Origin of the sequence: Gilliamella sp. B2889, from assembly GCF_026536885.1 — a bacterium.
Classification (GTDB): Bacteria; Pseudomonadota; Gammaproteobacteria; order Enterobacterales; family Orbaceae; genus Gilliamella; species Gilliamella apicola_E.
In genome coordinates, this window is record NZ_JAFNNF010000004.1 from 140,755 (window position 1) to 166,423 (window position 25,669).

Below are 25,669 nucleotides of genomic sequence, written 5' to 3' on the forward strand. Positions count from 1 at the left end.
AATATAACCAAATATGCTAATCTAATAGGCTGATTTGATACTGGAGTTAAGGAATGAATTTAGTAATACGTTGGTGTTTAATATCAAGCACTTTATTGGCAAACAGTCTATTTGTAGAAGCATCACAACATGAGTTGCGCCAAAATTATCAAAGATGGCAAAACACCTATCAATCATTAAACTATGATGAGCAACAAGCATTACTAAAACAATTAAATAATTACTCACTTTATCCTTATGCGGCTGTGCAGTTTTTTCAAAAAAATATCAAAACGGTACCACCACAACTCGTCAGTAGTTTTGTAAAAAAATATGATGACTTTCCATTAACTTCATCATTAACGCAAGCTTATTTGAATGAACTATCAAATCGCAAAGATTGGAATGCCATAGTCTCTTTTCCTAAAGACAATTCAATTAGCTCTAATTGTCGATATCAATATGCAAAATTACAAAAAAATAATGACAAATCGGTTTTAGATAGTGTCGAATCGCTATGGTTAACGGGGAAAGAATTACCTTCAGCCTGTAATCCATTGTTGGATGCATGGTCAAAAAGTGGAAAACGTACATCAAATCTTATTTTATCTCGTATTGAGCTTGCGTTTGAAAGCAATAATTTAAAACTCGCTCGTCATTTAACCAACTTATTAGATGACAATAATCAAACAAATTATTTATTGGCCGTGCTTGATAATCCAAGAAAACTTGACGAATTTTCCAAAAACATTAAAACCAGCACATTTACCAAAAAAATAGTCTTAGCATCTTACCCTCGTTTAGTCAAAGCCGACAAAAATCTTGCGGCAGCATTATTACCACAACTGATAAAAAAACAGAATCTAACTGATGAGGAACAAAATAGATTACAAAGTAGCTTAGCAAATAGCTATTTTAGTGATTCAGTAACAACAGAACAGAGCAAATGGCGAGATAATTACCTAACTAAAAGCCATGATACTGCATTAGTTGAAAAACGTATTCGCATGGCTATTGATGCAAATAACTACAAAGATATTGCTCATTGGATAAAACAATTAAAGCCAGAAGACCAATTAAAAGAAGAATGGCAATACTGGCAAGCCAGAGTATTACTTAAAAATAAGAAAACCAATGAAGCCAAAAATATTTTAAAAACATTGAGCAACAACCGAGGTTTTTATGGAATGATCAGTGCTCAAGCACTTAATCAACCATATATAATCAACAACTTATCTAAAAAACTGCCAACAACAGAAGTAAATTCTTTGAAAGCCAAATATGATCAAAAACCATTTGCCATTCGAATCAAAGAGCTAAGGTTTTTAGGTATGCTAGCGGAATCAAAACAAGAATGGCGTTATATACTTAAAGCAAAAGAAAATGAATATCTCGATTTAGCTCAATATGCTTACCACAAGGGCTGGGGAGATCTTAGTATTCAAGCAACAATATCTGGAAAATTATGGGATAATTGGACAGAACGATTACCTATCATGTACAAAAAGCTATATAATGAAGCTTTAAAAGATAAAGCTATTCCGCTATCTTACGCTTTAGCCATCACGCGTCAAGAAAGTGCTTTTGATGCAGCAATACAGTCTCCTGTCGGAGCAAGTGGCTTAATGCAATTAATGCCAGCAACAGCAAAAGAAACGGCCAAAAAAGTTACCAACATTAGCTATAATTCACCAAACCAATTATTTGAGCCTATGACTAATGTACAATTAGGCACTTATTTTCTAAACAGCGTTTATTTACAAAATGATAATAACCGTATTTTATCTTCAGCAGCCTATAATGCAGGTCCAAGCCGAGTAAAAAAATGGTTGAATAATAGCAACGGAAAGCTTGATGCAGTCGAATTTATTGAAAGTATTCCTTTCAATGAAACACGAAATTATGTCAAAAGTGTATTAGTATATGATTATATTTATCAGCACATTTTAGGGGAACAAACCCCACATATACTGACAAAAAAAGAATTTAATAGACAATACTAATGGTGCATGACATGAAAACTAAAGAATGGAACCAAACGGTTGAAATATTACACCAAGCATTTAATAACGGTTATTCATTAGATATTTTAAAACTACTGATGACATCTGATGAACGTGATGCTTTAATTACACGAGTCAAAATTGTACGCTCATTACTTGATGGATCAATTAATCAGCGCCAGCTTAAAGATCAATTGAAAATCGGTATTGCAACAGTCACCCGAGGTTCAAACAGTTTAAAAGAAGCAACACCTGAATTTAAAGCATGGCTAGAAAAGATTTTATTGAACTCTAATGACTAAAAACTATCGTCAATATTCATGACGATAGCATGTTATAACGATAGGTTTGATTGAATATTGACTTCTTCATCCGCCACAACAGGGACACAATAATCACATTCCATGCTAAGGATATCTTCAAAACATTTTACAGAATCATCATGGTGATTATGATGGATTTCAATTAAACAGCTTGAACTACGCAATCGCACTTTTAAGGCTGGCATCGCCGCTAAATGGACTTGAGAAATAAAATCACTAAAATTTTCTGGTGGACCGATATATTTAAAACAAAGATATAAACCACCTTCACTAACAAAAGGCTCAATATGCTCCAAATTGTTATTGTGATCTAAAGCAATGGTATATAAAAGTTCTTGTTCATTAGCATTATCTTTACTTTTTAAAATACGACTAAAAGCAAAGATTTTGTCGGGTAAACATTCACTCTTGTTCTCATAATGAGACAGATAATTATGAAAAAACTGCGATCTTAATTTATTTTCTTCATCTAAAATTTGGCTCAAATTACAGTTATTCTTATATGAAATTCCCCAAAATGTTTGCTTTGGCATATTAACGAATTTAGGTTCAGGTAAAGAGAGTCGATTTTTATTTAATTCAATAGCCGGGGTTAAGCCAGTTGGATCCCAAAATTCACCTCGTCGATAGCTGGCTGGTGTTTCATTAAATTGTTTTTTAAAAGATCGGGTAAAAGTTTGTTGTGAATCAAAACGATATTGCATAGCAATATCTAAAATAGGTTTGCTTGTCATTCGCAAAGATAATGCCGCATAAGTTAATCTGCGGTGACGAATATAAGTACCGAGCACTTGACCGGTTACTTCTTTAAACATCCGTTGTAAATGCCACTTTGAATAACCTGATTTTTGGGCAACATTATCAATAGATAAGGGCTGCTCCAAATTTTTTTCAATCCAAACGATAAGATCTGAAATAATACTAACTTGATTCATAAAACCCCATCATAAAGTGAATTGGCAGACATCATGCGATTATGACTTAATCCCAGCAATAAGCAAGATTTAAATCGAAAAATTTTTAACAATAAGAATGGCTTCCCGCTTGATGTTCAGTAATATCTTTAACGCCTGCTAATTCAGGGAATTCCGCAAGCAATTGCTTCTCAATACCCTCTTTTAAAGTAAAATCAACCATTGAACAACCATTACAACCACCACCAAATTGCAATATAGCATAATTATCTTCAGTCAATTCCACTAAGCTAACATGGCCACCATGACTAGCTAATTGAGGATTAACCTGAGCTTGAATAACATAATTAACGCGCTCAATTAATGGGGCATCATCCGCAACCTTTTTCATTTTTGAATTTGGCGCTTTTAAAGTTAACTGTGAACCTAATTCATCTGTCACATAATCAATCACGGTTTCTTCTAAAAAAGGTGCACTAATTTCATCGATATAAACAGAAAAACCTGCTTGTTGTTCTTCTTCGATATCACCATCTTCAACAGTATCTGCCGGACAATAGGAAACCCCACATTCAGCAGATGGCGTGCCAGGATTAATAACAAAAACCCGAATTTGAGTACCATCAGGCTGATTAGCAAGCAATTTTTTAAAATGTTGTTGAGCTGATTCAGAAATGGTAATAATAGACATAATCCCTCACTTTGACACGATTGACATTGATAATCCTCAACATCATCGATAATAGTTGACTTACTCTCTTGGTTATTATAGGGGGTGTTTTGGATTTTACAAGACGGTCCGACACAAACAAACTACCTGCACATAAGCGGCACCACTCTCTTTTAATTGCTGGCTAATAACATTTATCGTATTACCGGTAGTAACAATATCATCAATAAGCATTACCGATTGATTGGTTAAATCAGAGTGACATCGAAAAAGTGTTTCTACATTACTCATTCTTTGCTTAAGCGATAGGTTCTTCTGATCGCGAGCTGCAAATTTTCGCGACAATAGGTAAGGCTTAAATTCTCGATTTAACCATCTAGCTATTGGCTTAGCCAATAATGCCGCTTGATTAAAACCTCTAGACCAATAACGAAAATGGTGTAAAGGGACACAAGTCACAATGTCAGGTTTAGCAAGACCATCACTTAATCGACGTTGATACCAGGCTAAAAACATTAACCTAGCTAATGCGTTGGTTAATTCGATTTTATTATGAAATTTTAAATGTTGAATTAATTTTTTTAATGGATCGATATAGCCTGTTACAGCCACCATTTCATCCCAATAAGGTCTTTTCTCTCGGCATCGATAACATTCATTTGTTGATAATGAGTGAGGAAGGCAGCATTGATGGCAAACTTTATTAAGCTTCGGTAAGTTTTCTATACATTGACTGCAAATTCCATGGTGAGATAGCACCAAAGGCATATTACATAAAATACATCGCATCATCATTCAGAAAAAAGTTGAGGAACGGGGTTTTTGAGCTAATTAATGGATTAAAAATAGTCATAAAGAAGAATATCAATTTAATAATATTCTGGATTATAGTGAATATAAGTCATTTTTTACTGGTTTAGAAAAATATTGCGATTTACCACACAAAATTTTAATTGATTTTGCATATTTATGATTTCAATTAAACCAATATTAGGTATAATTTGCCGGCAATATAATAATAAGGATTCATAAAATGAAAAAAATCAAAGTGTTATTTATAGGAATATTATTAACCCTCTTTTCAACCATTACTTTGGCTGATACTAAAGTATTAATTCAAACCAGCATGGGCGATATTGAAGTTGAGTTAGATAGCGAACATGCTCCAATCACTACGAAAAACTTTCTTGATTATGCCAATAGTGGTTATTACGAAAATCTAACATTCCATCGTGTCATTCCTGGATTTATGATTCAAGGTGGTGGTGCTGATGATCAATTAAAATTTAAAGAAACTAAACAACCCATCAAAAATGAAGCTAATAATGGCTTAAAAAATGATCGTGGAACTATCGCAATGGCAAGAACCAATGCAGTAGATAGCGCAACTAGCCAATTCTTCATTAATGTTGTGAATAACGATTTCCTCAACTACCAAGGACCAGAAAAATACGGCTATGCTGTTTTTGGAAAAGTCACCAAAGGAATGGATATTGTTGATAAAATTGTGAATGTACCAACTAAACGTATGGGACCACATCAAAATGTGCCTGTTGAGCCAGTTTATATTAAAAAAGTTACAGTTGTTGAAGATAAACAATAAGTTTATTTAAAACCAATAAATATTTCATGCAAACCATCTTAATGATTTAAGGTGGTTTTTCTCAAATCATCAAATAATAGTATTATTTTTCTAATTCGTCACAAGCCTTTTGAAAAGCTTGATCACAAGACTGCTTGAAATACTCTTTAGCTAACGATCTATTTTGCTCCACTCCGTTACCATTATAGTACATGATGGCGACATTGTACTGTGAAAAAGGATTACCTTGTGCGGCCGCTTTTTCAAACCAAAAAAATGCCTTTTGTTTATCCGCTTCGGTTCCTTCACCATTAAAATACATAGCTGCTAAATTGTTTTGAGCATTTAAGTAACCTTGTTCTGCAGCTTTAGTGTACCAAAAAAGAGTTTTTTGTTTATCCTGCTCAATTCCATCGCCTTGATAATACATCTGCGCTAAATTGAATTGGGCTTCAAGGTGACCTAGTTCTGCCGCTTTAGTATACCAATAAGCTGCTTTTTGTTTATCTTGCCCAACGCCTTTACCCTCATCATATACAAGTGCTAAATTGAATTGAGCATTAGGGTTATTTTGTTCTGCTTCTTGATGACATTGAGCGAAAAACTTTTCAAAATTTATTTTATGAAAATTTAGTTCGCACAGGCTAGCGTGAACGACGGGAAAAAATAATAATATAATCCATAATATTTTTTTCATGGCTTTCCTTATTTCACTATAATCAACAATAGCTTAATTAGAAATTTAGTACCTATAAAATTATTGATAAATATTATAAATAATTCTTAAATTCACCTTTAATTATCAAGATTAAAGATAATCAAACGCTTTTCAATTAATTGAAATAAATGCTTTTGTGTAAAACTATCTTCATATTGAAGATAGTTTTTCTAATTTATTTAATTATTTCTACAAAGTATTATCACAAGCAATTTGTAGCCCCAATGAACAAGCTTGTTTTAGATACTTTTTGGCTAAAGCTTTATCTTTTTCAACACCTTCGCCCTCATAGTACATAACAGCTAAATTATTCATTGATTCAGCTTTGCCCTGATCTGCTGCTTTTTTATACCAAAATGCTGCCTTTTTCTTGTCTTGAGCTATACCATCACCTTCATCATACATAATAGCTAAATTATGCTGAGCATCGGCATCACCTTGTTCTGCCGATTTTGTATACCACAATACAGCTTTTTCTTTATCTTGCTCTACACCCTCGCCATCATCATACAGAACCGCTAAATTAAATTGCGCATCAGAGTCACCTTGTTCAGCACTTTTAGAGTACCAATTAAAAGCTTTTTGTTTATCTTCTTCAGTACCTTCGCCTTTATCATACATAACCCCTAAATAAAACTGTGCAACAGAATCACCATTCGCCGCTTCTTTTGTACATGCCTCAAAAGCTTTTTCAAAATTTTCTTTTTCAAATTCTGTTTTACAATCACTTGCATAGACAGAAACTGAAAATAAAAGGGTTATCAGTGTTAATAACTTTTTCATACTATTCCTCATTCCTTATATATTTATAAATAATTTAGCGATTCAATTTTATTACAATTTAATACAATTTGCTTAATAAATTAGCAAGTGTTCTTATACCAATACCTGTTGCACCTGTTGCCCATAATGCGGTTGCGCTTTTACGAAAGGTTGCTGAACAGTCAATGTGGAGCCAATTTTTTTTATAATTTTTAATAAAATAGGATAAAAATGCCGCTGCTGTACTTGCACCAGCGGTGTTCGGTAATCCAGAATTTGCCATATCTGCAAACGAAGATGGGAATTGGGCTCGATGAAAATCAGCTAATGGTAATCGCCAAAAGGCTTCATGTTCAGCTTGACTACTGGCTAATAACTGATTAGCAAATTTGTCATCAAATGAAAGTAATGATTGATAATCATTACCTACAGCAATCTTTGCTGCCCCAGTAAGGGTTGCACAATCAATGATATAATTGGGGTTATCATTATCAGCACTAATTAATCCATCAGCCAAAACCAAACGCCCTTCGGCATCGGTATTATCAACTTCCACTGTTTTACCATTACGATAACGAATGATATCGCCAAGTTTGAAAGCATTACCACTTACCAAATTATCTGCACAGCATAAATAAAGTTTGATACGGTGTTTAACTCCACGTGCAATCGCAAGGGCTAGAGCCCCTGTCACCAATGCTGCTCCCCCCATATCCGATCGCATTGATTCCATAAAACTACTTGGTTTTAAGCTATATCCACCTGAATCAAAAGTAATTCCTTTGCCAACTAAGCAAGCAATGATTGGTGCTTTAGGATTTTTAGTAGGATTATAATCAAGCTCAAGCAAGGCAGCCGGTCGTTGAGACCCTTTGCCAACTGTGTAGATCCCCATATAATCTTGCTCTTTTAATGCTTCACCTGAAATAATGTTATAAGCTACATCAGAGGAATAATGGCTAATTAAGTTTGCACTTTGCGTTGCCAGTTCGAAAGGGCTTAATGTTTCCGCTTGTTGATTAACAATGTCTCGACACCAATCAATAATGGCTAAGCGATTTTTTAGTTCTTGTTTATCTTTATTACTTAGCTTTGGCCAACTGATTTTATTATTATTCTTGGCATTACGATAACCCATCCAAAAATGCCAACATGACTCTAAATCCCAATTGTCACCACTCAATTTAACCGATCTAATACCTTGATTATCTAGTTTTCGTGCAGCTCGTTGAATAGCACCATGCCGATGCTCAGGTCGATAATGAATAGTAACAGCATCTTCTGAAAAACTGAGTAATGCATCTTTACCCCACTTTGATGGAGCAGGTTTTTCCGAAAGTAATATAGATAACATCGACATAATAAATTCCTCAAGCAATAATAATGCGAAAACAATGAATCAATTCTAATCAGAAACATGCTAATATAGCAAGCAAAGTTAAGCATAAATAAGGACCTATAATGACATCAGTTGTACCGATCAAAAATGGAATTAATTTTCGTGACTTAGGTGGAATTAAAACTAGTGATGGTCGCCAAATTCGAACTGGAATGTTGTATCGTTCAGGTGAGTTTTCACGCCTAAATGATGATGAAAAAGATTTTTTATCTGATGAGCTTAATTTACATTATGTCTTAGATTATCGCGATCAACATGAAATCGATCGTCATCCAGATAATCTTTGGAACAATAGCCAATATATTAATATCCCTGCCAATCCATTAAGTGATGAATTTACGGCAAGTTTAACGAGTGAACAAGGTAAGGATATTTTTGTGTTAAAAAAATACTCACCGTTTGATTTTATGGTTAAGCTTTATCAATTGTTACCTTTTAATAATCTCGCGTATAAAAAGTTAACATCACTATTACTTAATGCTAACGGAAGACCTTTAGTCCAACACTGTGCTGTAGGTAAAGATAGAACTGGTATCGGTGTCGCTTTAACCTTATTTGCATTAGGTGTGAGTGAAGAAATTGTTATGCAAGATTATTTGCTTACCGAACGCTATTTAAACGACTATCGTGAAGCCGTACTTAGCGAAAATAAAAGTAAATTATCGCCAGAAGAACTTGAAAAACATAAGATCATCTTTGCGGCTAAAAAAGAGTTTTTAACCGCAGCTATTGAGGAAATAAAAAAACGTTATGACACTATCGATAATTGGTTAGCAAAAGAATATCAATTGGACGATAAAAACAAAAAAATTCTTCAAGATATTTATTTGATTTAAATTAGCTTAATGTTTGGACAGCCACCTTACGTTTATCAAAAAGCTGTCAGTAAGTAATTGCTAATGCATTAAGATTGTAAGACAAAATTTGTGATAGGTTTATCATGATTTACAGCAAGATGAACTGGTGCCTGTTGTTGATAATGATAATAAAAATGCTGACCAAACGGCGCGCTAATTAATTGGTTTTCAATATCTACTTTTACCAATTTCATTTGCCAAACCCCTTTGGCATATAGTTTAAGTGCCGATTCTTTTAATGTCCAAAGTTGCCAAAAGGCGTTTAAAGTATTACTTTGCGCTAACATCCACTGATATTCATCATTAGCAAAAAAACTTTTGGCAACATTCAGATAATTTTGACGTTGTCGAGAAACTTCAATATCGAGCCCAACTTTACCATTAAGCGAAATTGCAACTGCTACCCAATCTTGGCTATGGCTGATATTAAAATCAGGAAGATGACTATCTAAAAAGCCTGGGCGATTATTGTCGGCAATTATCATCCTCGGCAAAGTATCAATATGGCAATACTGTTTAAGCAAACTCGCTAATATTGAACGGCAAGCTAAAAACTGTTTTTTACGTGTTCCATTTAACGATTCCGCATCATTAATAACTTGTGGTGATAACAGAGAATAATTTAATTCCACCGAATCTAAATGGGCAAGTTTGACAATTACCATGTGTGTAAGCCAGTTTAAACAAAAATTATTTTTTACTATTTTAACAGCATGCTATGCTAACTGTTATCGAAATTTATCAGATCACTAAGGATGCATCATGTCATTACAAACAAAATTAGTTCATGCTGGTCGAAAAAAACGCTATACCCAAGGTGCAGTCAATTCCGTTATTCAGCGAGCTTCATCGCTAGTTTTTGATTCAATCAAAGCAAAAAAAGAAGCAATGGAAAATCGGACTAAAGGGGCTCTATTTTACGGTCGTCGTGGCACTTTAACTCATTTTGCTTTGCAAGATGCCATGGTAGAAATAGAGGGAGGAGCAGGCTGTTACCTATATCCTTGTGGAGCAGCAGCAATTGCAAATGCCATTTTAGCTTTTGTAAAAGCAGGAGATCATATTCTGGTATCAGAAGCCAGTTACGAACCAACCCAAGAATTTTGCGAGCATATACTTAAAGATTTTGGAGTGGAAACCGATTATTTCCCGCCACTCATTGGTCGATATATTACTAAATATATAAAACCGAATACTAAAGTGGTATTTCTTGAATCACCAAGCTCAATTACCATGGAACTGCATGATGTGCCTGCAATTGTTAAAGCAATCCGCAGCGTGAATCCAGAAATTGTAATTATGATGGATAATACATGGGGAGCAGGTGTTTTATTTAAAGCATTAGAGCATGATGTTGATATCTCAATTCAAGCCGGTACAAAGTATTTAATTGGTCACTCAGATGCCATGCTAGGAACGGCTGTTGCTAATCAACGCTGTTGGGATAAATTACGTGAACGTTCTTATTTAATGGGGCAAATGTGTGATGTAGATACCGCTTATATGGCAGCACGAGGATTGCGAACTTTAGCCGTTAGATTAAAACAACATCATGAAAGCAGTATAAAAGTGGCAAATTGGTTAGCTAATCACCCCAAAGTGGCAACCGTTAATCATCCAGCACTTGAGAGTTGTAAAGGACATGAGTTTTTTAAACGTGATTTTAGTGGCGCCAGTGGTCTATTTTCCTTTGTACTTAACGATCATTTAAGCGAAGTGCAATTATCTGATTTCTTAGATAATATGACTCACTTTTCAATGGCATATTCATGGGGTGGATTCGAATCACTGATATTGGCCAACCAACCCGAAGATCTAGCAAAAATACGACCAATATCCGGCATTGATTTCACGGGTACGTTAATCCGATTACATATCGGTCTTGAAGATCCTGATGATTTAATTGCCGATTTGGCTGCTGGTTTGGATAGAATCAAACTACATAAAAACAAGGTTAATGCATTACAAAGTTTAGTATAAATGGATAGCAGATGGGTCATCAAACAAAGAGCGACAATGTGATTGAACAAACTATTTTACAACATCTAAACGGTCGGCAATCGCTACTAGTTGCTTTTAGTGGTGGAGTCGATTCAACCGTTTTAATGCAAGCATTAGTCAACTTAAAGCGACAGTTGCAAAATTTGCAACTCAGAGCAATTTATATCCATCATGGTTTGAGTCAAAATGCCGATAATTGGGCTGAACATTGCAAACAACAATGCCTAGTTTGGCAAGTCCCTTTGATTATTGAAAAAGTCAAACTTGATAAAACGGCAGGCAATGTTGAAGAACAAGCTAGAGAAGCCCGTTATCAAGCCATTTATCAACATTTAAAAAATAATGAATTTTTATGTACTGCTCAGCATCTTGATGATCAGAGTGAAACTTTTTTTCTAGCCTTAAAACGTGGCAGTGGTCCAGCGGGATTATCAAGTATGCCACTTGAAAATGGTCAACACCTTCGACCATTACTCACAATTTCACGTCAAGAAATTGAGCAATATGCCAATCAACACCAATTAAGTTGGATAGAGGACGAAAGTAATCAAGATGACCATTATGATCGCAACTTTTTACGTTTAAATGTTCTACCAACACTTAATCATCGTTGGCCTCATTTTTCACAAATGGTTGCTCGCAGTGCAGAGTTATGCCAACAGCAAGAAGCATTAATACATGAAATTTTATTTCCAGAATTTAAAAACATTATTGGCGATAAGAAGCAACTTAACCTTCAACCATTATATGATTATTCAGAATATAAACGTAATGCAATATTGCGAATGTGGTTCAAAGAGCAACATATTGGAATGCCAAGCCAAAAGCAACTTTCACTAATTTGGCATACGGTTATTCAAGCTAAACAAGATGCTAACCCGCGATTTATTTTACATAATTGGCAAATTCGCCGATATCAAAATCAGCTCTATTTGTTACCTTTGTATCAAGATATTGAGCAACAAATTTTACCTTGGGATTTAACCGCTTCGCTAACTTTGCCGGATAATTTAGGTATATTGCAGCCCAATTACCAAACCAATTTAACTTGTCGTTTACCACAAAATGATGAAACCGTATCAGTCCGATTTCAGGCTCAAGGGCAATTTCAAATTGTTCAACGCCAGGGATCGCGCTCGATAAAAAAATTGTGGCAAGAGCATCATATTCCACCTTGGATGCGCACGCGTATTCCCTTAATTTATTATAATGAACAACTCATTACCGCAGTTGGGGTATTTGTTACTGAGCAAGGTAAAGGATCACAAGTTGGGTTTAACCTTATAAATAAACAATAAGGAGACAATCCGTCTCCTCAATTTACAAAATATCAAATTATTCAGAACGAGCTTTCCATCGTTTCAACAACAACGCATTTGTCACCACACTCACACTGCTCAGTGCCATTGCAGCACCAGCTATCATTGGATTTAAAAAACCTAAAGCAGCGAGAGGTATGCCAATTAAATTGTAGAAAAACGCCCAAAATAGGTTTTGTTTAATTTTATTATAAGTTCTTCGAGAAATATCGATAGCATCGGCAATTAAAAATAGATTGCCACGCATTAAAGTAATACTAGCCGTATGCATTGCGACATCAGTTCCCGTCCCCATTGCAATACCAATATCAGCGGCAGCTAAAGCCGGTGCGTCATTGATACCATCACCAACCATGGCAACTTTATTATTGTTTTGATTATTGTTTTGGCTATCTTTTTGTAATTGATAAATATAGTTTGCTTTATCTTGAGGCAAAACTTCAGCAATAACTTTATCTAAATTTAATTGCTGTCCTACATAATTAGCAGCTTGTTGATTGTCACCGGTTAACATAACCGTATTTACCTTTAATTGACGTAATGCATCAATAGCACTTTTCGCTTCAGGCTTAATAACATCAGAAAAACCGAATATGGCTAATATCACAATACTATTTTCTGATTGCTGTTTGGCTAAAAATGAGATTGTGTAACCTTTTTGCGTAAGCTCATTAACTTTATCCTGCATATCTACAAAATAGGCATTTAACGTTTTCATCCAACGCAGACTGCCTAAATAATATTCATGGCTATCAATCGTTGCCATCACTCCTGAACCCGCGATTGATGTAATATTTTGTGCATAACTGTAGGATTTAGCCTTAGCTAATATTGCTTTAGCTAGTGGGTGTTCACTACCTGCTTGCATAGATGCTGCAACAGAAAGGATTTGATCGGCTGTTTCCATGCCCAGCACATCTAGCTCAACTAACTCTGGTTTACCGATTGTTAATGTGCCAGTTTTATCAAATGCTACAGTATTAATATTGTGTAAGGTCTCAAGTGCTTCGGCATCTTTAATCAAAATACCATGACGGGCAGCAACCCCCGTACCAACCATTATAGCTGTTGGCGTTGCTAACCCTAGCGCACATGGGCAAGCAATCACTAACACGGCAACCGCATGAAGTAAAGCTTGCTGCCAATCATAAGAAATAAAGCCCCAAGCAAGCAATGTAATTAAAGCAATCAATAAAATGACGGGTACAAAAATAGCACTAATCCGATCCACAATACGCTGAATTGGTGCTTTTTTCGCTTGGGCTGACTCAACCATAGCAATAATCTTAGACAACATAGAATCAGCTTGAATAGCGGTTGTTTTTACAATTAATAGTCCTTCACCATTTATAGTTCCACCGGTTACGGTACTATTGAGTGTTTTAGTAACCGGAAAACTTTCCCCAGTCAACATAGACTCATCACAACTTGATGCGCCTTCAAGAACAATACCATCAACGGGTATTCGCTCACCGGGTTTAATAACCACCACATCATTAACCTTAACCTGACTTATTGGCAAACTCACCTCTTGTTCCCCTTGTCGAACTAATGCTACTTCAGGGCGAAGCGCAGAAAGTGCCTCAATCGCTTGGGTCGTTTGATGTTTGGCCCTTGACTCTAACCATTTACCAATCAAGATCAAGGTAATAATAACCACTGATGACTCAAAATAGAGGTGATCGGCATGACCAATAATAAGCTGATAAAGAGAAAGTCCATAAGCAGCGCTGGTACCAATTGCAACAAGTAAATCCATATTCCCAGACAATGCTTTAGCTGCATTAAAACCACTACGATAAAATTTAGCGCCAAGTCCAAATTGTACAATCGAAGCAATCACTAATTGCAGCCAAGCGGGCATCATCCAATGAATTCCAAATAATTCAAGTAACATCGGCAAAACAAAAGGAAGTGCAAATATAACCGAAATAATAATCGGCCAAACTGATGCTTGCTTACTCACGTCTTTAGCGTGAATTTCCGGCTCGGAAATCTTCACTGCATGGTAACCAGCTTTATCAACTGCTGCCATTAAAGTTTCTAATTTAACATCAGCATTAGCCTTAACGGTGGCCTTTTCAGTTGCAAGGTTTACACTAACATCAATCACACCATCAATCTTTCTTAATGCTTTTTCTACACGGCTAACACATGATGCGCAGCTCATCTCTTCAACAAAAAAATTATATTCGATAGTTTTCATTTGAGGCATTCCTTGATTTTAGGTATGGTAGATATTGTAGTATTAATTATCTTTTTAACAAGAATGCACCTTTTTGATATATACTACCCAAAAAGATACTGTAAAGATAACCAAGTGAAAAATAATTCGATTATCAACCCCCATTGTGAAAAACAAGACCAGACAATTATCTATTGCCCAGTTGATGTCACAATTAATATGATTGGTGGTAAATATAAATCGCTAATACTATGGAAATTGATGTCCAAAAGCGCCATGAGATTTTCTGAGTTACACAAAGAAATTCCAACGGCCACAGCTAAAATGCTAACCCAACAACTACGCGAACTTGAATCAAATGGCTTAATTCATCGACAGGTTTTTCCGGTGGTACCACCTAAAGTTGAATATTCTTTAACTAATTTTGGCAAAAGTATAAAACCAGTACTTGAATCAATGTATTTATGGGGCAGTGACTATTTAAATAATCAAGGCTTACAAGTTAATTGTTCAATGACCGCATTAGATCAATAAATTACTGTTCGTGGTTAATGACAAGTATAGATACAGGGACAATACATCCCTGCATTTAGAGAAAGAAATTAAAATTAATTACGTAATTTTTCTGGCCAATCGTTTTGAGTCGTCACCAGCAAATCTTTAACAATTTTCGGGTTTCCTGCGACAATATTACCAGAAACCATATAATTGTTACCGCCAGCAAAGTCGGTAACCACACCACCAGCTTCACGTAAAATCAGTTCACCTGCAGCAATATCCCATGGTTTTAAACCAATTTCAAAAAAGCCATCCAAACGCCCTGATGCAACATAAGCGAGATCTAACGCAGCTGAGCCAGTACGGCGGAAATCACCACATTTAGTAAATAACTTTTGTAAAACCGCAAAATAACTATCACTATGTTGTTTCGCTTTAAAAGGGAAAGCTGTTGCAAGCACACTACCTTCTAAATCTTTAGCATTACTTACACGAATACGATAACCATTAAGTTGAGCACCTTTACCACGTGCAGCAGTAAACAACTCATTACTCATTGGATTATAAACGACCGCCACTTCGGTTTTACCTTTGACACGAGCAGCAATAGACACAGCGAAATGTGGAATATTTTTAATAAAATTTGTAGTACCATCAATTGGGTCAATTATCCATTGCGTATCAGCATCACTACCTTTAGCAAGGCCACTTTCTTCGGCAATAATAGTATGATCTGGATAAGCTTTTTTGATTGTTTCGATAATCAAAGCTTCAGCGGCACGATCTGCATTAGTCGCAAAATCATTAGCACCTTTAGTATCAATTTCGATTGAACTAGGATTTTCATAGACCTTAATGGCAACATTACCTGCTTTACGAGCAGCACGAATAGCAATATTAAGCATCGGATGCATAATTTTCTTCCAATTGATGATGTTAAAGAACGGGTTAATTTAGCAAACTTACAAAGTCATACTAAAATTTAGGGCATAGTATAAAGGTTTTATCGATTTATTGCCAGATTATGTTGGGATCTAGATTTGAAATCGCAAAAGTAAAAATCTAAGCAATAAATAAGCTGGTGCGTAATATAAAAACAAAATTTAATGATAAAAGTTATAATTATACTATTTAATGAATTTAACATACTTACTTGAATTTAATAGATTTAATATAAAACTATAAATTTTGTGTAATACCTGTGTAAATATTAAATTGTGAAGTTTTCGAATGAAAATGCATATTTTAAGTTTAGACTTTCTCGTCTTGTAAGCTAAGCCTCTACCTATTTGAAGAAGCGCATTATTTGTATAAAGCCTAAATGTTTTAAAGCTAGACGAAAAGCCTATCTAGCTTGGGTAAAATCAAACTGGAAAGATAAAGAATTAACGGAATATGGAAAAAAGATTAGCGCTCTTTGAAAAATAAAACCCATCATAAATTAAATTGCTTTAGCTAGCACACTAATATGTTCTTCAGAAATATACTGAACAAAATCTAGACAAATGTCATATTCAATAGAATAATAAAGATGCTTCAAATATTAACTTATTATTTATGGAGATAAAAAATAATTTGATGAAATAAAAATATACAAAAGGAAACATAAAATTATGAAAATTTTTAAATACGCTTTATTAAGTTGTAGTTTGTTCATATTATTTGGATGTTCTGGAAATAGAGAATCATTACCAAGAACAAAGATTGTAGAAACAGAAGTAATTACCTTAAATAATGGCACGAATATTAATGTAATAACTGAAAATGCCATTAATGGGCAGGTAATTAATGATACTAATAATTATTTAAACGTTGTTACCCGAGGTGATACAGCACAAGCTGTTGGAGTAAAAATGGTTCAATTTGCCACTGCATTTTTTGGTAACCTTGGTGGAAATGTAAATACTTTTTCAAAAACAGATTTAAAAGGTAGTTATGTAAATTCAGTACCAAATAAAACCATGGAGCTTTTAAAACCTCAGTTATATACAATATTAAAAAAAATAAAAGCCAACAAACAAAAAGAACACACCATAACTATTCAACCTTATAAATTTAAACTAATTTATGATGGTATAACTGATAATAAATACAATTTTATTTACCAAACATTCATTAAAACCAATGGATTTACTTTTACTTGTTCTAGCGATAGTTTACCGCTAGATGATAAAACCAAAACTTTTGATGCATGGGAAAGTAATAACTATCAGTTGGTCCAAAATATTACTTCAAAATTAATCAATAATTGTATAACTCAATTAAATTCAGAAAAAAATTTCATACAACTTGAAGATGCTTTTAAATAAGAATTAATTATTAGCAATATAGTATGCTAACCATATAAAAGATTGATTTTAATCAATCGGTTATAAAATTCTTTTTTGATTATAAAAACCAGAAATTTAAATTATAAATATCTGGTTTTTTACTCATCACATCGTAAATTATCATATATTAACTATTACCGTTTAAATTCAATATGATTATTAATCATAATCATTTGCTTTAGTAAAAATATCATTTAATACATACACTTAAATTAAAAATGAAGTTACATGTTTTTTTGTCTGGGAATTCGCTTATTATTCGCATTAAATTAGGAATTATTGCATAATATATGGCGTATAAAATACCGAACTTAAGTTAGGAATAATTATGGAACTTCTTTGCCCCGCTGGCTCATTACCATCCCTAAAAGTGGCGATTGATAATGGAGCTGATGCTGTCTATATTGGTTTAAAAGATGATACCAATGCTCGCCATTTTGCTGGTTTAAATTTTAATGAAAAGCGACTTGTTGAAGCATCAGATTATGTTCACAAGCGCGGTAAAAAATTACATATAGCTATTAATACCTTTGCTCATCCTGAAAACTTTGAGCGATGGCAATATGCTGTTGATACTGCAGCTAACATTGGTGCTGATGCTTTAATCATTGCTGATTTAGCAATGCTTGATTATGCTGCTGAGAAGTATCCGAATCTTGAGCGTCATGTCTCGGTGCAAGCCTCATCAACTAATGAGGAGTCAATTAAGTTTTATTATAATAACTTTCAGGTGCATCGTATTGTTTTACCTCGTGTGTTATCTATGCATCAAGTTAAACAGTTATCACAAGTATCACCCGTGCCTTTAGAGGTTTTTGCGTTTGGTAGTTTATGTATTATGGCGGAAGGTCGCTGTTATTTATCTTCATACCTAACAGGTGAATCGCCAAATACTGTTGGCGCTTGCTCTCCTGCAAAATTTGTCCGTTGGGAAGAGACCGATAAAGGGCTTGAATCAAGACTCAACAATGTTTTAATTGATTGTCATAAACAAGGTGAAAATGCTGGGTATCCAACACTTTGTAAGGGACGTTATTTTGTTGGAAATACACTTTATCATCCAATTGAAGAGCCAACCAGTTTAAATACAATTGAACTTTTACCGGAGCTTTTTGCTGCAAATATCGCTTCCGTTAAAATTGAAGGAAGACAACGCAGTCCAGCTTATGTAGAACAAGTCACAAAAGTATGGAGACAAGCTATTGATCGCTATAAAGCGAATCCACAAGCATTCCAAGCTGAAAAGAATTGGATGGATACCTTAGGCTCTGTTTCAGAAGGGACTCAAACAACTTTAGGTGCTTATCACCGTAAATGGCAATAATTGGTCAGCATTGATATTGAAATTTTAAAATAAAATAAACATATAATAATCTTAGTAGTTTTCAATATTAATGTGCTAGCCAATTGACTATTCAAGAATTTAAATATAGTGAGCAAAACTATGAAATATGCATTAGGACCAGTGCTTTATTATTGGCCTAAAATTGAAACTGAATCTTTTTATCAAGCCGCTAAAGATAGTGAAGCTGATATCATTTATATGGGCGAAACGGTATGCACCAAACGCCGTGAAATGAAAGTACCTAATTGGTTAGATTTAGCCAAAGAAATTGCTAAGTCTGGTAAACAAGTAGTACTCTCTACCCTTGCGTTACTGGAAGCGCCATCAGAACTGAACGATTTAAGACAATTAGTAAATAATGGTGACTTTTTAGTTGAAGCTAATGATTTGGCTGCCATTAATATTGCCCACGATAATAAAGTACCTTTCGTCGCTGGCCCAGCGATTAACTGTTACAACGCATTTACGCTAAAATTATTACAAAAACAAGGTATGGTGCGGTGGTGTATGCCCGTAGAACTATCTCGTGATTGGTTAAATAATGTTCTCAACCAATTTGATTCTTTAAAAATTGATCGTAAATTTGAGGTTGAAGTGTTTAGTTATGGTTATTTGCCATTAGCTTATTCTGCTCGTTGTTTTACAGCCAGATCAGAAGATAGACCAAAAGATAAATGTGAAACTTGCTGTATAAAATATCCTGTAGGACGAGAAGTCTTTTCTCAAGAACAACAAAAGGTGTTTGTACTAAATGGCATTCAAACTCAAAGTGGTTATTGTTACAATTTAGGTAATAATCTTAAAGATATGAAAGGGTTAGTCGATATTGTGCGTATTTCACCACTTGGTATTGAAACGCTTGATATAGTTAAACAATTTAAAGCCAATGAAGACGGCACAAACCCATTACATATTGAACATAAAAGAGACTGTAATGGTTATTGGAATGGGATTGCTGGACTTGAACTTACACAATAAACTACCTGAAAAATTTAGGGCAGATTTCCCTGCTCTAAGTAACTCTGTTTATCTTGATTCGGCTGCTACTGCGTTAAAACCGCAAACTATGATTGATACAACGGTTGAATATTATGCACATAATACCGCAACCGCACAGCGCAGTTTACACCAAGATGCACTAAAAGTTACCACAGCGATTAGTGAAGCTCGGCAAAGTGTGGCTAAGTTTATTCATAGTCAATCAAGCCATCAAATTGTTTGGACTCGTGGAACCACCGAATCTATAAATATAATTGCGCAAAGTTATGCGAGACCTTTACTACAGGCCGATGATGAAATAATTGTCAGCGAATTAGAGCACCATAGCAACCTATTACCTTGGCTAATCGTAGCCAAACAAACTGGTGCAAAGGTAATTAAGTGGACTGCCGATGTTAATGAACTTTCATCATTACTATCACCCAAAACTAAAATTGTGTCCATAACCCAGATGTCTAATGTCACTGGCTTTTGCCCAGATTTAGTTAAAATTAGTCAATTAGTCCATCAGCATAATGCCATTTTAGTGGTAGATGGTGCACAAGGTGTTGTTCATCAGCCAATTGATGTTGAAAAGCTAGATATCGATTTTTACGCTTTTTCTGCCCATAAGTTATATGGCCCAACAGGGCTTGGCGTTCTATATGGAAAACAACATTTATTAGAACAGATGGACGTTTGGCAAGGTGGCGGTAAAATGTTGAAAAATACAACATTTTCAGATTTTGAAGTCGAAGATTTGCCTTATAAATTCGAAGCTGGTACCCAAAATATTGCAGGAATACTTGGTTTTAAAGCAACATTAGATTGGCTAAAAAAATGGGATGAAGCACAATTAAATTGTTATATAACACAATTGGCAAATTACGCTGAATCAAAATTAAGTGAATTGAACCATATCCAATTCTACAGTGTTAAGAATAGTCCAATAATTAGCTTTAATATGCATAACATTCATCATAATGATATCGCTATTTTATTAAGTGAACAAAACATAGCAATTCGAACAGGTGGATTATGTGCAAAGCCGTTGATGGATAAACTTGGCTGTCATGGGGTTATTCGCATTTCAATAATGCCATATAATAATCAGCAAGACATTGATAGTTTTGTTACAGCACTGAAAAATGCTATTGAGGTATTAACTTAGGATTTTACGCTAATCGCTTATCTTTTATCTCTAATTACTAACTGGTTTTATTATGTTATCACCACTATTTGAACTATTTTCTAAGCAACATAACTGGCAAGATCGTTATCGGCAATTAATTGCTTTATCAAAGCAATTACCTGCGTTTCCTGATGACCAAAAAACTGAGGCTAATCAGATTGATGGCTGTGAAAATCGAGTATGGTTAACAGTCAAAAAACAACCTGATGATTCATTTATTTTTCAAGGTGACAGCGAAGGTCGAATTGTTAAAGGATTACTCGCCGTTTTAATTATGATTGCCAATAATAAAAATGCAGAACAAATTAAGGCTCTTGATTTTCACGCGATATTAAATCAGTTAAAAATTATTGATGAATTGAGTCAATCTAGGCAGCAAGGACTAGATAAAATAATTGAACGAATTAAATTGTTAACTAATGATGTAAAAAAAGGAGAATAAATTCTCCTTTTTTTAACTATTTATGATTAGCGTTGGGTGAATAATGTAACAACTTTCTTCACGCCAGCAACTTTACTTGCAACATTAGCGGCTTCTTGCCCTTCTTCACTGGTAACAATGCCAATTAAAAACACTTCGCTATTTTCAGTTACCACTTTGATATTACGTGCTTTTGTTTTGGAATTCATGACAAGTTGTGATTTAACTTTTGTTGTTATCCACATATCATTACTGATAGTTCCAGCACCGACAGGCTCACCTGAACGAATTTGGTTGTAAACTTTCTTCACACCTTCAACTTGATATGCAAGACGTTCAGCCTTTTCAATTTGTTCTGCATTCGCTTGGCCAGTTAAAATAATATTGCCATCATAGGTACTTGAAGAAATACGAGAGCCTATAAAGAAAGGACCATTTTCGCTTAGCTTATTATTCATTCTGGTATTGAGCGTTGTATCATCAACTTGCGTTCCAGTAGTACGTGGATCGGTTGCAACTTTTGCTGTAGCGCCAGCGCCGACACCAATAACAGCCGCGACACAACCTTGTAGCATTAAAGCACCCGATACTAATACAGCAACTAAGACAATTTTTTTCATTATTACTCCTTTTATTTACAGCTCAGTAAAATTCAAATACTGATAAATTCTTTTTATTATGCCTTGTAGATAATGATTTGCAAAATAATTTTATTATTCTGAAATGTAAAAGTTATTTGATTATTTTTAATTAACATATCTCAAGAAAGCAATTACTCTACTTGTTAAAACAAACATTTATTTTTCTATAAAATCTGCTATCTTTTTACACAGATTAATAATAAACATTAACAGAGTTAAGCTATGCATCAAGATTGTATCGATTGGTTATTTGGATTATCTGCACCAATGGTTGCATTAAATAAAGAAGAAGGCGCAAGTTATACCTCACCTTATTTTTATCCAGAACGAAATTATACTGATATGAAAAAAGACTGGGGCATTGACTCTCGAGAAAGCCTATTATCAATGATTTTTGATATGGTTGATGATGGTCATGCGCCGGCTTTATCTAAACACTATTTTATGTACCCAAGATTAACCACTCCTCATTGGCTTAAATATATTGAAAAACACTGCGATTACGATAAATTCTTAATTGAATATGTAGAAAAAACCTATTCCGAGTGTGGTGTTGGTGGCATACGTAGCTTTGATTATGCAAGAATGGGCTATCTATTACGCAATGGCACCAGCAATATGTTCATTACTGAAGATGAAGCACTATGGATTTTTTATAGAATAGCGCTACGAGCTCAGCACTATTATTCATCTTGGCAAAGCTATTTTTCAGGATGGTTTATTGGGTATCAATATTGGGAATCATTATCCAATAAAGAAGATTTAGAGCAGCTACGTTGCGAATTATGTCGCTCATCGCGTAATTGGACTATGTCCAAGTTATATTCCAATGAAGACTCCCCCTATCATCACTTACCTTGGTATATCGAACTTGAAGAAATAGAAAAACCACAATCTTTAATGGAGTATGCTTGGTCATGAATAATAATTTTTGGCAATTATTGGGTATTGATAAAACCATTGATATAACAGAAATTCGTAATGCTTATCGAGCAAAACTTCCTCAATATCACCCCGAAACAGATCCAGTAGGCTTTAAAGCTTTACGGGAAGCTTATGAATTGGCGATGCAATACGCAAAGTCACCAGAAGAAACAGATGAACAGTCCAATCAAGAGCAAGAGGAAGTAAGCATTACCGAAGAAGAACGCCAAGTCAAAGAGATCTGCGATAATTATCAAGCTTTACTAGATGATCCTGCTCGCTGCAATGATGTTGATGAATGGCAAAAGTTTATTGCCTCCTTTTTTGATTACCCAATGTCTGTATTAGATATTGCCAAATGGAAAATGTTAGATATCAGTTATGATACATTAACCATATCACTTAATTGCGTAAAAATATTGGCAGAAAATTTACGTTGGCGCCAACAAGTGATGGATCACTATCCTGATAAAATTGAAATGTACGAGAATTTTTTCGATCACATTGAACGAGGTGATTTGTTTGACTATAACTGCCTACCTAAAAATAATAAAGCAGTACAAAATGAAACTATCAATTATGTGCGTAATGCGCAATGGATTTTTTGGGATAAACCTTATAAGGAATTAAATAAGTATTTTTCTATTCATACTGTGATTTACTTACCCAATAACCAGGAATTGATGGAAGATTTAGCTAATTGGCATAGCTTTGCTAAAGTGAAAAATAAAAGTTTATTAGAGTATGCTTTAACTCGCATCGCTAATTCCAATCAAGATGAAGCTAATCAATGGAAAGTTGTTGCAGCAATACAATATTCTTTACTTGAAGATGAAGAAAATGCCTTTCAATTTTGGTTAGAGTTATATCATTTACCACAATATCAAGAGCAAGCTACTATTTGGTTAATTGAGTGGTGTACCAAAAACCATCAAAATTATTTACCTTTACTGCTCCTTGCACTTAATCAATCACATTGTCTACCCGCTGAAACTGATAATAAATATTTATATGCGATACCCCAGCTTACTACATCTACAAACTCGCGATTATTTAAATTAAAAATAGAAGATTACCCAGAAGAAATTGCTAATGTTATTAGATGGGCAACTGATATTAATTGGAATTATCGCCAAGTGTTATATACATTATTACATGATGATGGAACCAGTAGCTTTTATCGCTTATATCGTCATGCAATTATGTTACGACACGGTAATGAAACATTATTACATGCAATCTTAAATGATCACTTTGAAGATCAATTTGAACAATTTATCTTACAAAATCTACAACGCCAGGCTAAACAGCACCTTGAATGGCTAACAAAACTTTCACCAGTCCAAGAATTTAAAGCTTGGTTATATTATGATGATACTATTATTCCAACTAAGTTTGACCCAGATGAAAATGGTGAATATGTTTTATTTGGTCGTTTATGGCTAGATAGATTCGATGATATTCCAGACACAGCTAAACTAAATTTATATAGAAATATTAACTATCGCAATATGGAGATGTTTGACTGGCCAATATATTTTCATTTCAGAGGGCGAGATAATTTACCCAAATTACCAGTCGAGTTAATTACTGATAATAAAGATGCATATTGGCAATGGTATCGTCATTGTCTATTGGTCGTGACTATTGGTAATTCGCCGTTTAAAGCTGCAAATTTCATTAGGAAAAATAATCAGTTATTTCATTTGCCTGATGATGATCAACTCACACCACTATTAAATACTTTTAAGTCTAATGAATGGCAAAATGAAGTTGAGTTATATAATCTGATCGATTGTAATAACAAGCTAACTAGTAGTATGTTATGTAATTACCCTAATGCCATTGAATATTTTATTGATATACCTGAGGATGTTAATTTTACCGATATCAAACAAAATATAGATCAATTATGGCAAGCTAAATTAGCTAACCACTCACCAGCATATTTAATGCTACTCCATACAATAATCTTAAATAAACTGAATCAAAAAGAGGAGTTACATCAGATCTTACAAAAATTAGCTGGTGATGATGAAGCATTGCAACAATTAGCTAAAGCATTTGAGAACAAACTATCAATCTCCTCCTCATTTAGGAAAAAAAATCGTGATATTTATGAATCATTAAAACAATTGAAAGCCCTTAATGAAAATTTATCTGACGATAATATGATTTTTAATGATGATAAAAGTAATAAATTGGAGAATATTAGAAGTGATACGGATAATGATCTAATATTACGTTTATGCTCTACACTGCTTCTAGCAAAAAATATTGAAAATCAAAAAAATCTTGAAGCAAAATCACTGCCTAAAAATAAATCGCATCAAATATGGCGTTGGAATGGTCGAACCAATGGCAAAGGTTTTTATAATCAAATATGTTGCGTCACCACGATATTAAGTTTTTTGATAATAAAGTTAAGTGGGGTGAAATCATCTCATCATATGATTTACTATATATTATTTGCATTAATTATAATTAATATTATTTTTGCAATTAGGCGACGTTCAAATGATGCATATAGTAGCGGAAAATATCGTCTTTCTATTTTCTCACCCTCAATTAATCAAACTAATCGCTATGGACCACCGTTAGATAGCTAAGCAAAGATACGGCTTATGC

At 34.3% G+C, this 25,669-nt stretch carries 24 protein-coding genes; 14 read left to right on the forward strand and 10 right to left on the reverse strand.

Annotation, left to right across the window (positions count from 1 at the left end; all coding sequences use genetic code 11):
* Positions 1-53 precede the first annotated feature (53 nt).
* Positions 54-1,982, forward strand: coding sequence for a murein transglycosylase (gene sltY / locus J3U09_RS07735; protein ID WP_267357718.1), 1,929 nt, complete (start codon positions 54-56; stop codon positions 1,980-1,982).
* 11 nt (positions 1,983-1,993) lie between these two features.
* Entirely contained in the window at positions 1,994-2,284 is a 291-nt protein-coding gene (trpR, locus tag J3U09_RS07740) for a trp operon repressor (RefSeq protein ID WP_218058433.1), read from the forward strand.
* Positions 2,285-2,316: 32 nt separating this feature from the next.
* Here trpR and robA read toward each other — a convergent pair whose 3' ends face one another.
* The 3 genes from robA to J3U09_RS07755 all read right to left on the reverse strand — a co-directional run bounded on the left by robA (position 2,317) and on the right by J3U09_RS07755 (position 4,678).
* The gene (gene robA, locus J3U09_RS07745) at positions 2,317-3,240 is read right to left on the reverse strand and encodes an MDR efflux pump AcrAB transcriptional activator RobA (protein WP_065562955.1); all 924 of its coding nucleotides are present in this window, start codon (positions 3,238-3,240) and stop codon (positions 2,317-2,319) included.
* Between the two features lie 85 nt (positions 3,241-3,325).
* The gene (nfuA, locus tag J3U09_RS07750; protein WP_065562971.1) at positions 3,326-3,904 is read right to left on the reverse strand and encodes a Fe-S biogenesis protein NfuA; all 579 of its coding nucleotides are present in this window, start codon (positions 3,902-3,904) and stop codon (positions 3,326-3,328) included.
* 102 nt (positions 3,905-4,006) lie between these two features.
* The gene (locus tag J3U09_RS07755) at positions 4,007-4,678 is read right to left on the reverse strand and encodes a phosphoribosyltransferase family protein (protein ID WP_176713969.1); all 672 of its coding nucleotides are present in this window, start codon (positions 4,676-4,678) and stop codon (positions 4,007-4,009) included.
* 244 nt (positions 4,679-4,922) lie between these two features.
* Between J3U09_RS07755 and J3U09_RS07760 the strand changes: the two genes are divergently transcribed.
* Entirely contained in the window at positions 4,923-5,492 is a 570-nt protein-coding gene (locus tag J3U09_RS07760) for a peptidylprolyl isomerase (protein ID WP_220225316.1), read from the forward strand.
* Between the two features lie 82 nt (positions 5,493-5,574).
* Here the strand turns inward: J3U09_RS07760 and J3U09_RS07765 are convergent, their stop codons facing one another.
* The 3 genes from J3U09_RS07765 to pepB all read right to left on the reverse strand — a co-directional run bounded on the left by J3U09_RS07765 (position 5,575) and on the right by pepB (position 8,311).
* The gene (locus tag J3U09_RS07765; RefSeq protein WP_267357720.1) at positions 5,575-6,168 is read right to left on the reverse strand and encodes a tetratricopeptide repeat protein; all 594 of its coding nucleotides are present in this window, start codon (positions 6,166-6,168) and stop codon (positions 5,575-5,577) included.
* 210 nt (positions 6,169-6,378) lie between these two features.
* Positions 6,379-6,972, reverse strand: coding sequence for a tetratricopeptide repeat protein (locus J3U09_RS07770; RefSeq protein ID WP_267357722.1), 594 nt, complete (start codon positions 6,970-6,972; stop codon positions 6,379-6,381).
* A 58-nt stretch (positions 6,973-7,030) separates the two neighbouring features.
* Entirely contained in the window at positions 7,031-8,311 is a 1,281-nt protein-coding gene (gene pepB, locus J3U09_RS07775) for an aminopeptidase PepB (RefSeq protein ID WP_267330545.1), read from the reverse strand.
* 101 nt (positions 8,312-8,412) lie between these two features.
* On the opposite strand from pepB, the gene J3U09_RS07780 reads away from it, so the two are divergent.
* A complete protein-coding gene (locus J3U09_RS07780; protein WP_267357724.1) occupies positions 8,413-9,186 on the forward strand; it encodes a tyrosine-protein phosphatase in 774 nt (257 codons plus the stop codon).
* Between the two features lie 68 nt (positions 9,187-9,254).
* On the opposite strand, the gene J3U09_RS07785 is transcribed toward J3U09_RS07780, so the two are convergent.
* Positions 9,255-9,872, reverse strand: coding sequence for a 4'-phosphopantetheinyl transferase family protein (locus J3U09_RS07785; RefSeq protein ID WP_065562962.1), 618 nt, complete (start codon positions 9,870-9,872; stop codon positions 9,255-9,257).
* A gap of 97 nt (positions 9,873-9,969) precedes the next feature.
* Here J3U09_RS07785 and metC point away from each other — a divergent pair, with 97 nt between their 5' ends.
* Together metC and tilS are read left to right on the forward strand one after the other, a co-directional pair.
* Positions 9,970-11,187, forward strand: a complete 1,218-nt coding sequence (gene metC / locus J3U09_RS07790) for a cystathionine beta-lyase (protein ID WP_267357725.1) — start codon at positions 9,970-9,972, stop codon at positions 11,185-11,187.
* 11 nt (positions 11,188-11,198) lie between these two features.
* Entirely contained in the window at positions 11,199-12,506 is a 1,308-nt protein-coding gene (tilS, locus tag J3U09_RS07795) for a tRNA lysidine(34) synthetase TilS (protein WP_267357727.1), read from the forward strand.
* Between the two features lie 37 nt (positions 12,507-12,543).
* Here the strand turns inward: tilS and J3U09_RS07800 are convergent, their stop codons facing one another.
* The gene (locus tag J3U09_RS07800; protein WP_267357729.1) at positions 12,544-14,733 is read right to left on the reverse strand and encodes a heavy metal translocating P-type ATPase; all 2,190 of its coding nucleotides are present in this window, start codon (positions 14,731-14,733) and stop codon (positions 12,544-12,546) included.
* A 198-nt stretch (positions 14,734-14,931) separates the two neighbouring features.
* Between J3U09_RS07800 and J3U09_RS07805 the strand changes: the two genes are divergently transcribed.
* Positions 14,932-15,246 (forward strand): winged helix-turn-helix transcriptional regulator, encoded by a 315-nt coding sequence (locus J3U09_RS07805; RefSeq protein WP_416379940.1) that lies wholly within the window; start codon positions 14,932-14,934, stop codon positions 15,244-15,246.
* Positions 15,247-15,320: 74 nt separating this feature from the next.
* On the opposite strand, the gene suhB is transcribed toward J3U09_RS07805, so the two are convergent.
* A complete protein-coding gene (suhB, locus tag J3U09_RS07810; protein ID WP_267357733.1) occupies positions 15,321-16,124 on the reverse strand; it encodes an inositol-1-monophosphatase in 804 nt (267 codons plus the stop codon).
* Positions 16,125-16,823: 699 nt separating this feature from the next.
* On the opposite strand from suhB, the gene J3U09_RS07815 reads away from it, so the two are divergent.
* The 5 genes from J3U09_RS07815 (at position 16,824) to csdE (ending at position 21,497) form a co-directional block, all read left to right on the forward strand.
* Entirely contained in the window at positions 16,824-17,519 is a 696-nt protein-coding gene (locus tag J3U09_RS07815; RefSeq protein WP_065563760.1) for a hypothetical protein, read from the forward strand.
* 349 nt (positions 17,520-17,868) lie between these two features.
* A complete protein-coding gene (ubiU, locus tag J3U09_RS07820; protein ID WP_065563761.1) occupies positions 17,869-18,864 on the forward strand; it encodes a ubiquinone anaerobic biosynthesis protein UbiU in 996 nt (331 codons plus the stop codon).
* A 120-nt stretch (positions 18,865-18,984) separates the two neighbouring features.
* Positions 18,985-19,863, forward strand: coding sequence for a U32 family peptidase (locus tag J3U09_RS07825; protein ID WP_065563762.1), 879 nt, complete (start codon positions 18,985-18,987; stop codon positions 19,861-19,863).
* On the forward strand, positions 19,820-21,034 hold the full coding sequence (gene csdA, locus J3U09_RS07830; protein WP_267357735.1) for a cysteine desulfurase CsdA: 1,215 nt from the start codon (positions 19,820-19,822) through the stop codon (positions 21,032-21,034). Before J3U09_RS07825 ends, csdA begins: the two co-directional genes overlap by 44 nt.
* 52 nt (positions 21,035-21,086) lie before the next feature.
* A complete protein-coding gene (gene csdE / locus J3U09_RS07835) occupies positions 21,087-21,497 on the forward strand; it encodes a cysteine desulfurase sulfur acceptor subunit CsdE (RefSeq protein ID WP_065563763.1) in 411 nt (136 codons plus the stop codon).
* Positions 21,498-21,523: 26 nt separating this feature from the next.
* Here the strand turns inward: csdE and dolP are convergent, their stop codons facing one another.
* Positions 21,524-22,096 (reverse strand): division/outer membrane stress-associated lipid-binding lipoprotein, encoded by a 573-nt coding sequence (gene dolP / locus J3U09_RS07840; protein ID WP_065734991.1) that lies wholly within the window; start codon positions 22,094-22,096, stop codon positions 21,524-21,526.
* Between the two features lie 243 nt (positions 22,097-22,339).
* Between dolP and J3U09_RS07845 the strand changes: the two genes are divergently transcribed.
* Together J3U09_RS07845 and J3U09_RS07850 are read left to right on the forward strand one after the other, a co-directional pair.
* Complete coding sequence (locus J3U09_RS07845) at positions 22,340-23,038, forward strand: DUF1266 domain-containing protein (protein ID WP_267357737.1); 699 nt, start codon at positions 22,340-22,342, stop codon at positions 23,036-23,038.
* A complete protein-coding gene (locus J3U09_RS07850; RefSeq protein ID WP_267357739.1) occupies positions 23,035-25,650 on the forward strand; it encodes a J domain-containing protein in 2,616 nt (871 codons plus the stop codon). The genes J3U09_RS07845 and J3U09_RS07850 overlap by 4 nt, the downstream gene beginning before the upstream one ends.
* Positions 25,651-25,669: the final 19 nt, after the last annotated feature.

What these genes read in the sequence shown, in the direction of transcription:
- csdE (WP_065563763.1), top strand. Translation starts at nt 21,087, where the DNA reads ATGTTATCACCACTATTTGAACTATTTTCTAAGCAACATAACTGGCAA.
- csdA (WP_267357735.1), top strand. Translation starts at nt 19,820, where the DNA reads ATGGTTATTGGAATGGGATTGCTGGACTTGAACTTACACAATAAACTA.
- dolP (WP_065734991.1), bottom strand. Translation starts at nt 22,096, where the DNA reads ATGAAAAAAATTGTCTTAGTTGCTGTATTAGTATCGGGTGCTTTAATG.
- J3U09_RS07850 (WP_267357739.1), top strand. Translation starts at nt 23,035, where the DNA reads ATGAATAATAATTTTTGGCAATTATTGGGTATTGATAAAACCATTGAT.
- J3U09_RS07780 (WP_267357724.1), top strand. Translation starts at nt 8,413, where the DNA reads ATGACATCAGTTGTACCGATCAAAAATGGAATTAATTTTCGTGACTTA.
- J3U09_RS07815 (WP_065563760.1), top strand. Translation starts at nt 16,824, where the DNA reads ATGAAAATTTTTAAATACGCTTTATTAAGTTGTAGTTTGTTCATATTA.
- J3U09_RS07785 (WP_065562962.1), bottom strand. Translation starts at nt 9,872, where the DNA reads ATGGTAATTGTCAAACTTGCCCATTTAGATTCGGTGGAATTAAATTAT.
- ubiU (WP_065563761.1), top strand. Translation starts at nt 17,869, where the DNA reads ATGGAACTTCTTTGCCCCGCTGGCTCATTACCATCCCTAAAAGTGGCG.
- J3U09_RS07760 (WP_220225316.1), top strand. Translation starts at nt 4,923, where the DNA reads ATGAAAAAAATCAAAGTGTTATTTATAGGAATATTATTAACCCTCTTT.
- sltY (WP_267357718.1), top strand. Translation starts at nt 54, where the DNA reads ATGAATTTAGTAATACGTTGGTGTTTAATATCAAGCACTTTATTGGCA.
- J3U09_RS07805 (WP_416379940.1), top strand. Translation starts at nt 14,932, where the DNA reads ATGATTGGTGGTAAATATAAATCGCTAATACTATGGAAATTGATGTCC.
- J3U09_RS07800 (WP_267357729.1), bottom strand. Translation starts at nt 14,733, where the DNA reads ATGAAAACTATCGAATATAATTTTTTTGTTGAAGAGATGAGCTGCGCA.
- pepB (WP_267330545.1), bottom strand. Translation starts at nt 8,311, where the DNA reads ATGTCGATGTTATCTATATTACTTTCGGAAAAACCTGCTCCATCAAAG.
- robA (WP_065562955.1), bottom strand. Translation starts at nt 3,240, where the DNA reads ATGAATCAAGTTAGTATTATTTCAGATCTTATCGTTTGGATTGAAAAA.
- J3U09_RS07765 (WP_267357720.1), bottom strand. Translation starts at nt 6,168, where the DNA reads ATGAAAAAAATATTATGGATTATATTATTATTTTTTCCCGTCGTTCAC.
- J3U09_RS07770 (WP_267357722.1), bottom strand. Translation starts at nt 6,972, where the DNA reads ATGAAAAAGTTATTAACACTGATAACCCTTTTATTTTCAGTTTCTGTC.
- metC (WP_267357725.1), top strand. Translation starts at nt 9,970, where the DNA reads ATGTCATTACAAACAAAATTAGTTCATGCTGGTCGAAAAAAACGCTAT.
- trpR (WP_218058433.1), top strand. Translation starts at nt 1,994, where the DNA reads ATGAAAACTAAAGAATGGAACCAAACGGTTGAAATATTACACCAAGCA.
- suhB (WP_267357733.1), bottom strand. Translation starts at nt 16,124, where the DNA reads ATGCATCCGATGCTTAATATTGCTATTCGTGCTGCTCGTAAAGCAGGT.
- J3U09_RS07845 (WP_267357737.1), top strand. Translation starts at nt 22,340, where the DNA reads ATGCATCAAGATTGTATCGATTGGTTATTTGGATTATCTGCACCAATG.
- J3U09_RS07755 (WP_176713969.1), bottom strand. Translation starts at nt 4,678, where the DNA reads ATGCGATGTATTTTATGTAATATGCCTTTGGTGCTATCTCACCATGGA.
- J3U09_RS07825 (WP_065563762.1), top strand. Translation starts at nt 18,985, where the DNA reads ATGAAATATGCATTAGGACCAGTGCTTTATTATTGGCCTAAAATTGAA.
- tilS (WP_267357727.1), top strand. Translation starts at nt 11,199, where the DNA reads ATGGGTCATCAAACAAAGAGCGACAATGTGATTGAACAAACTATTTTA.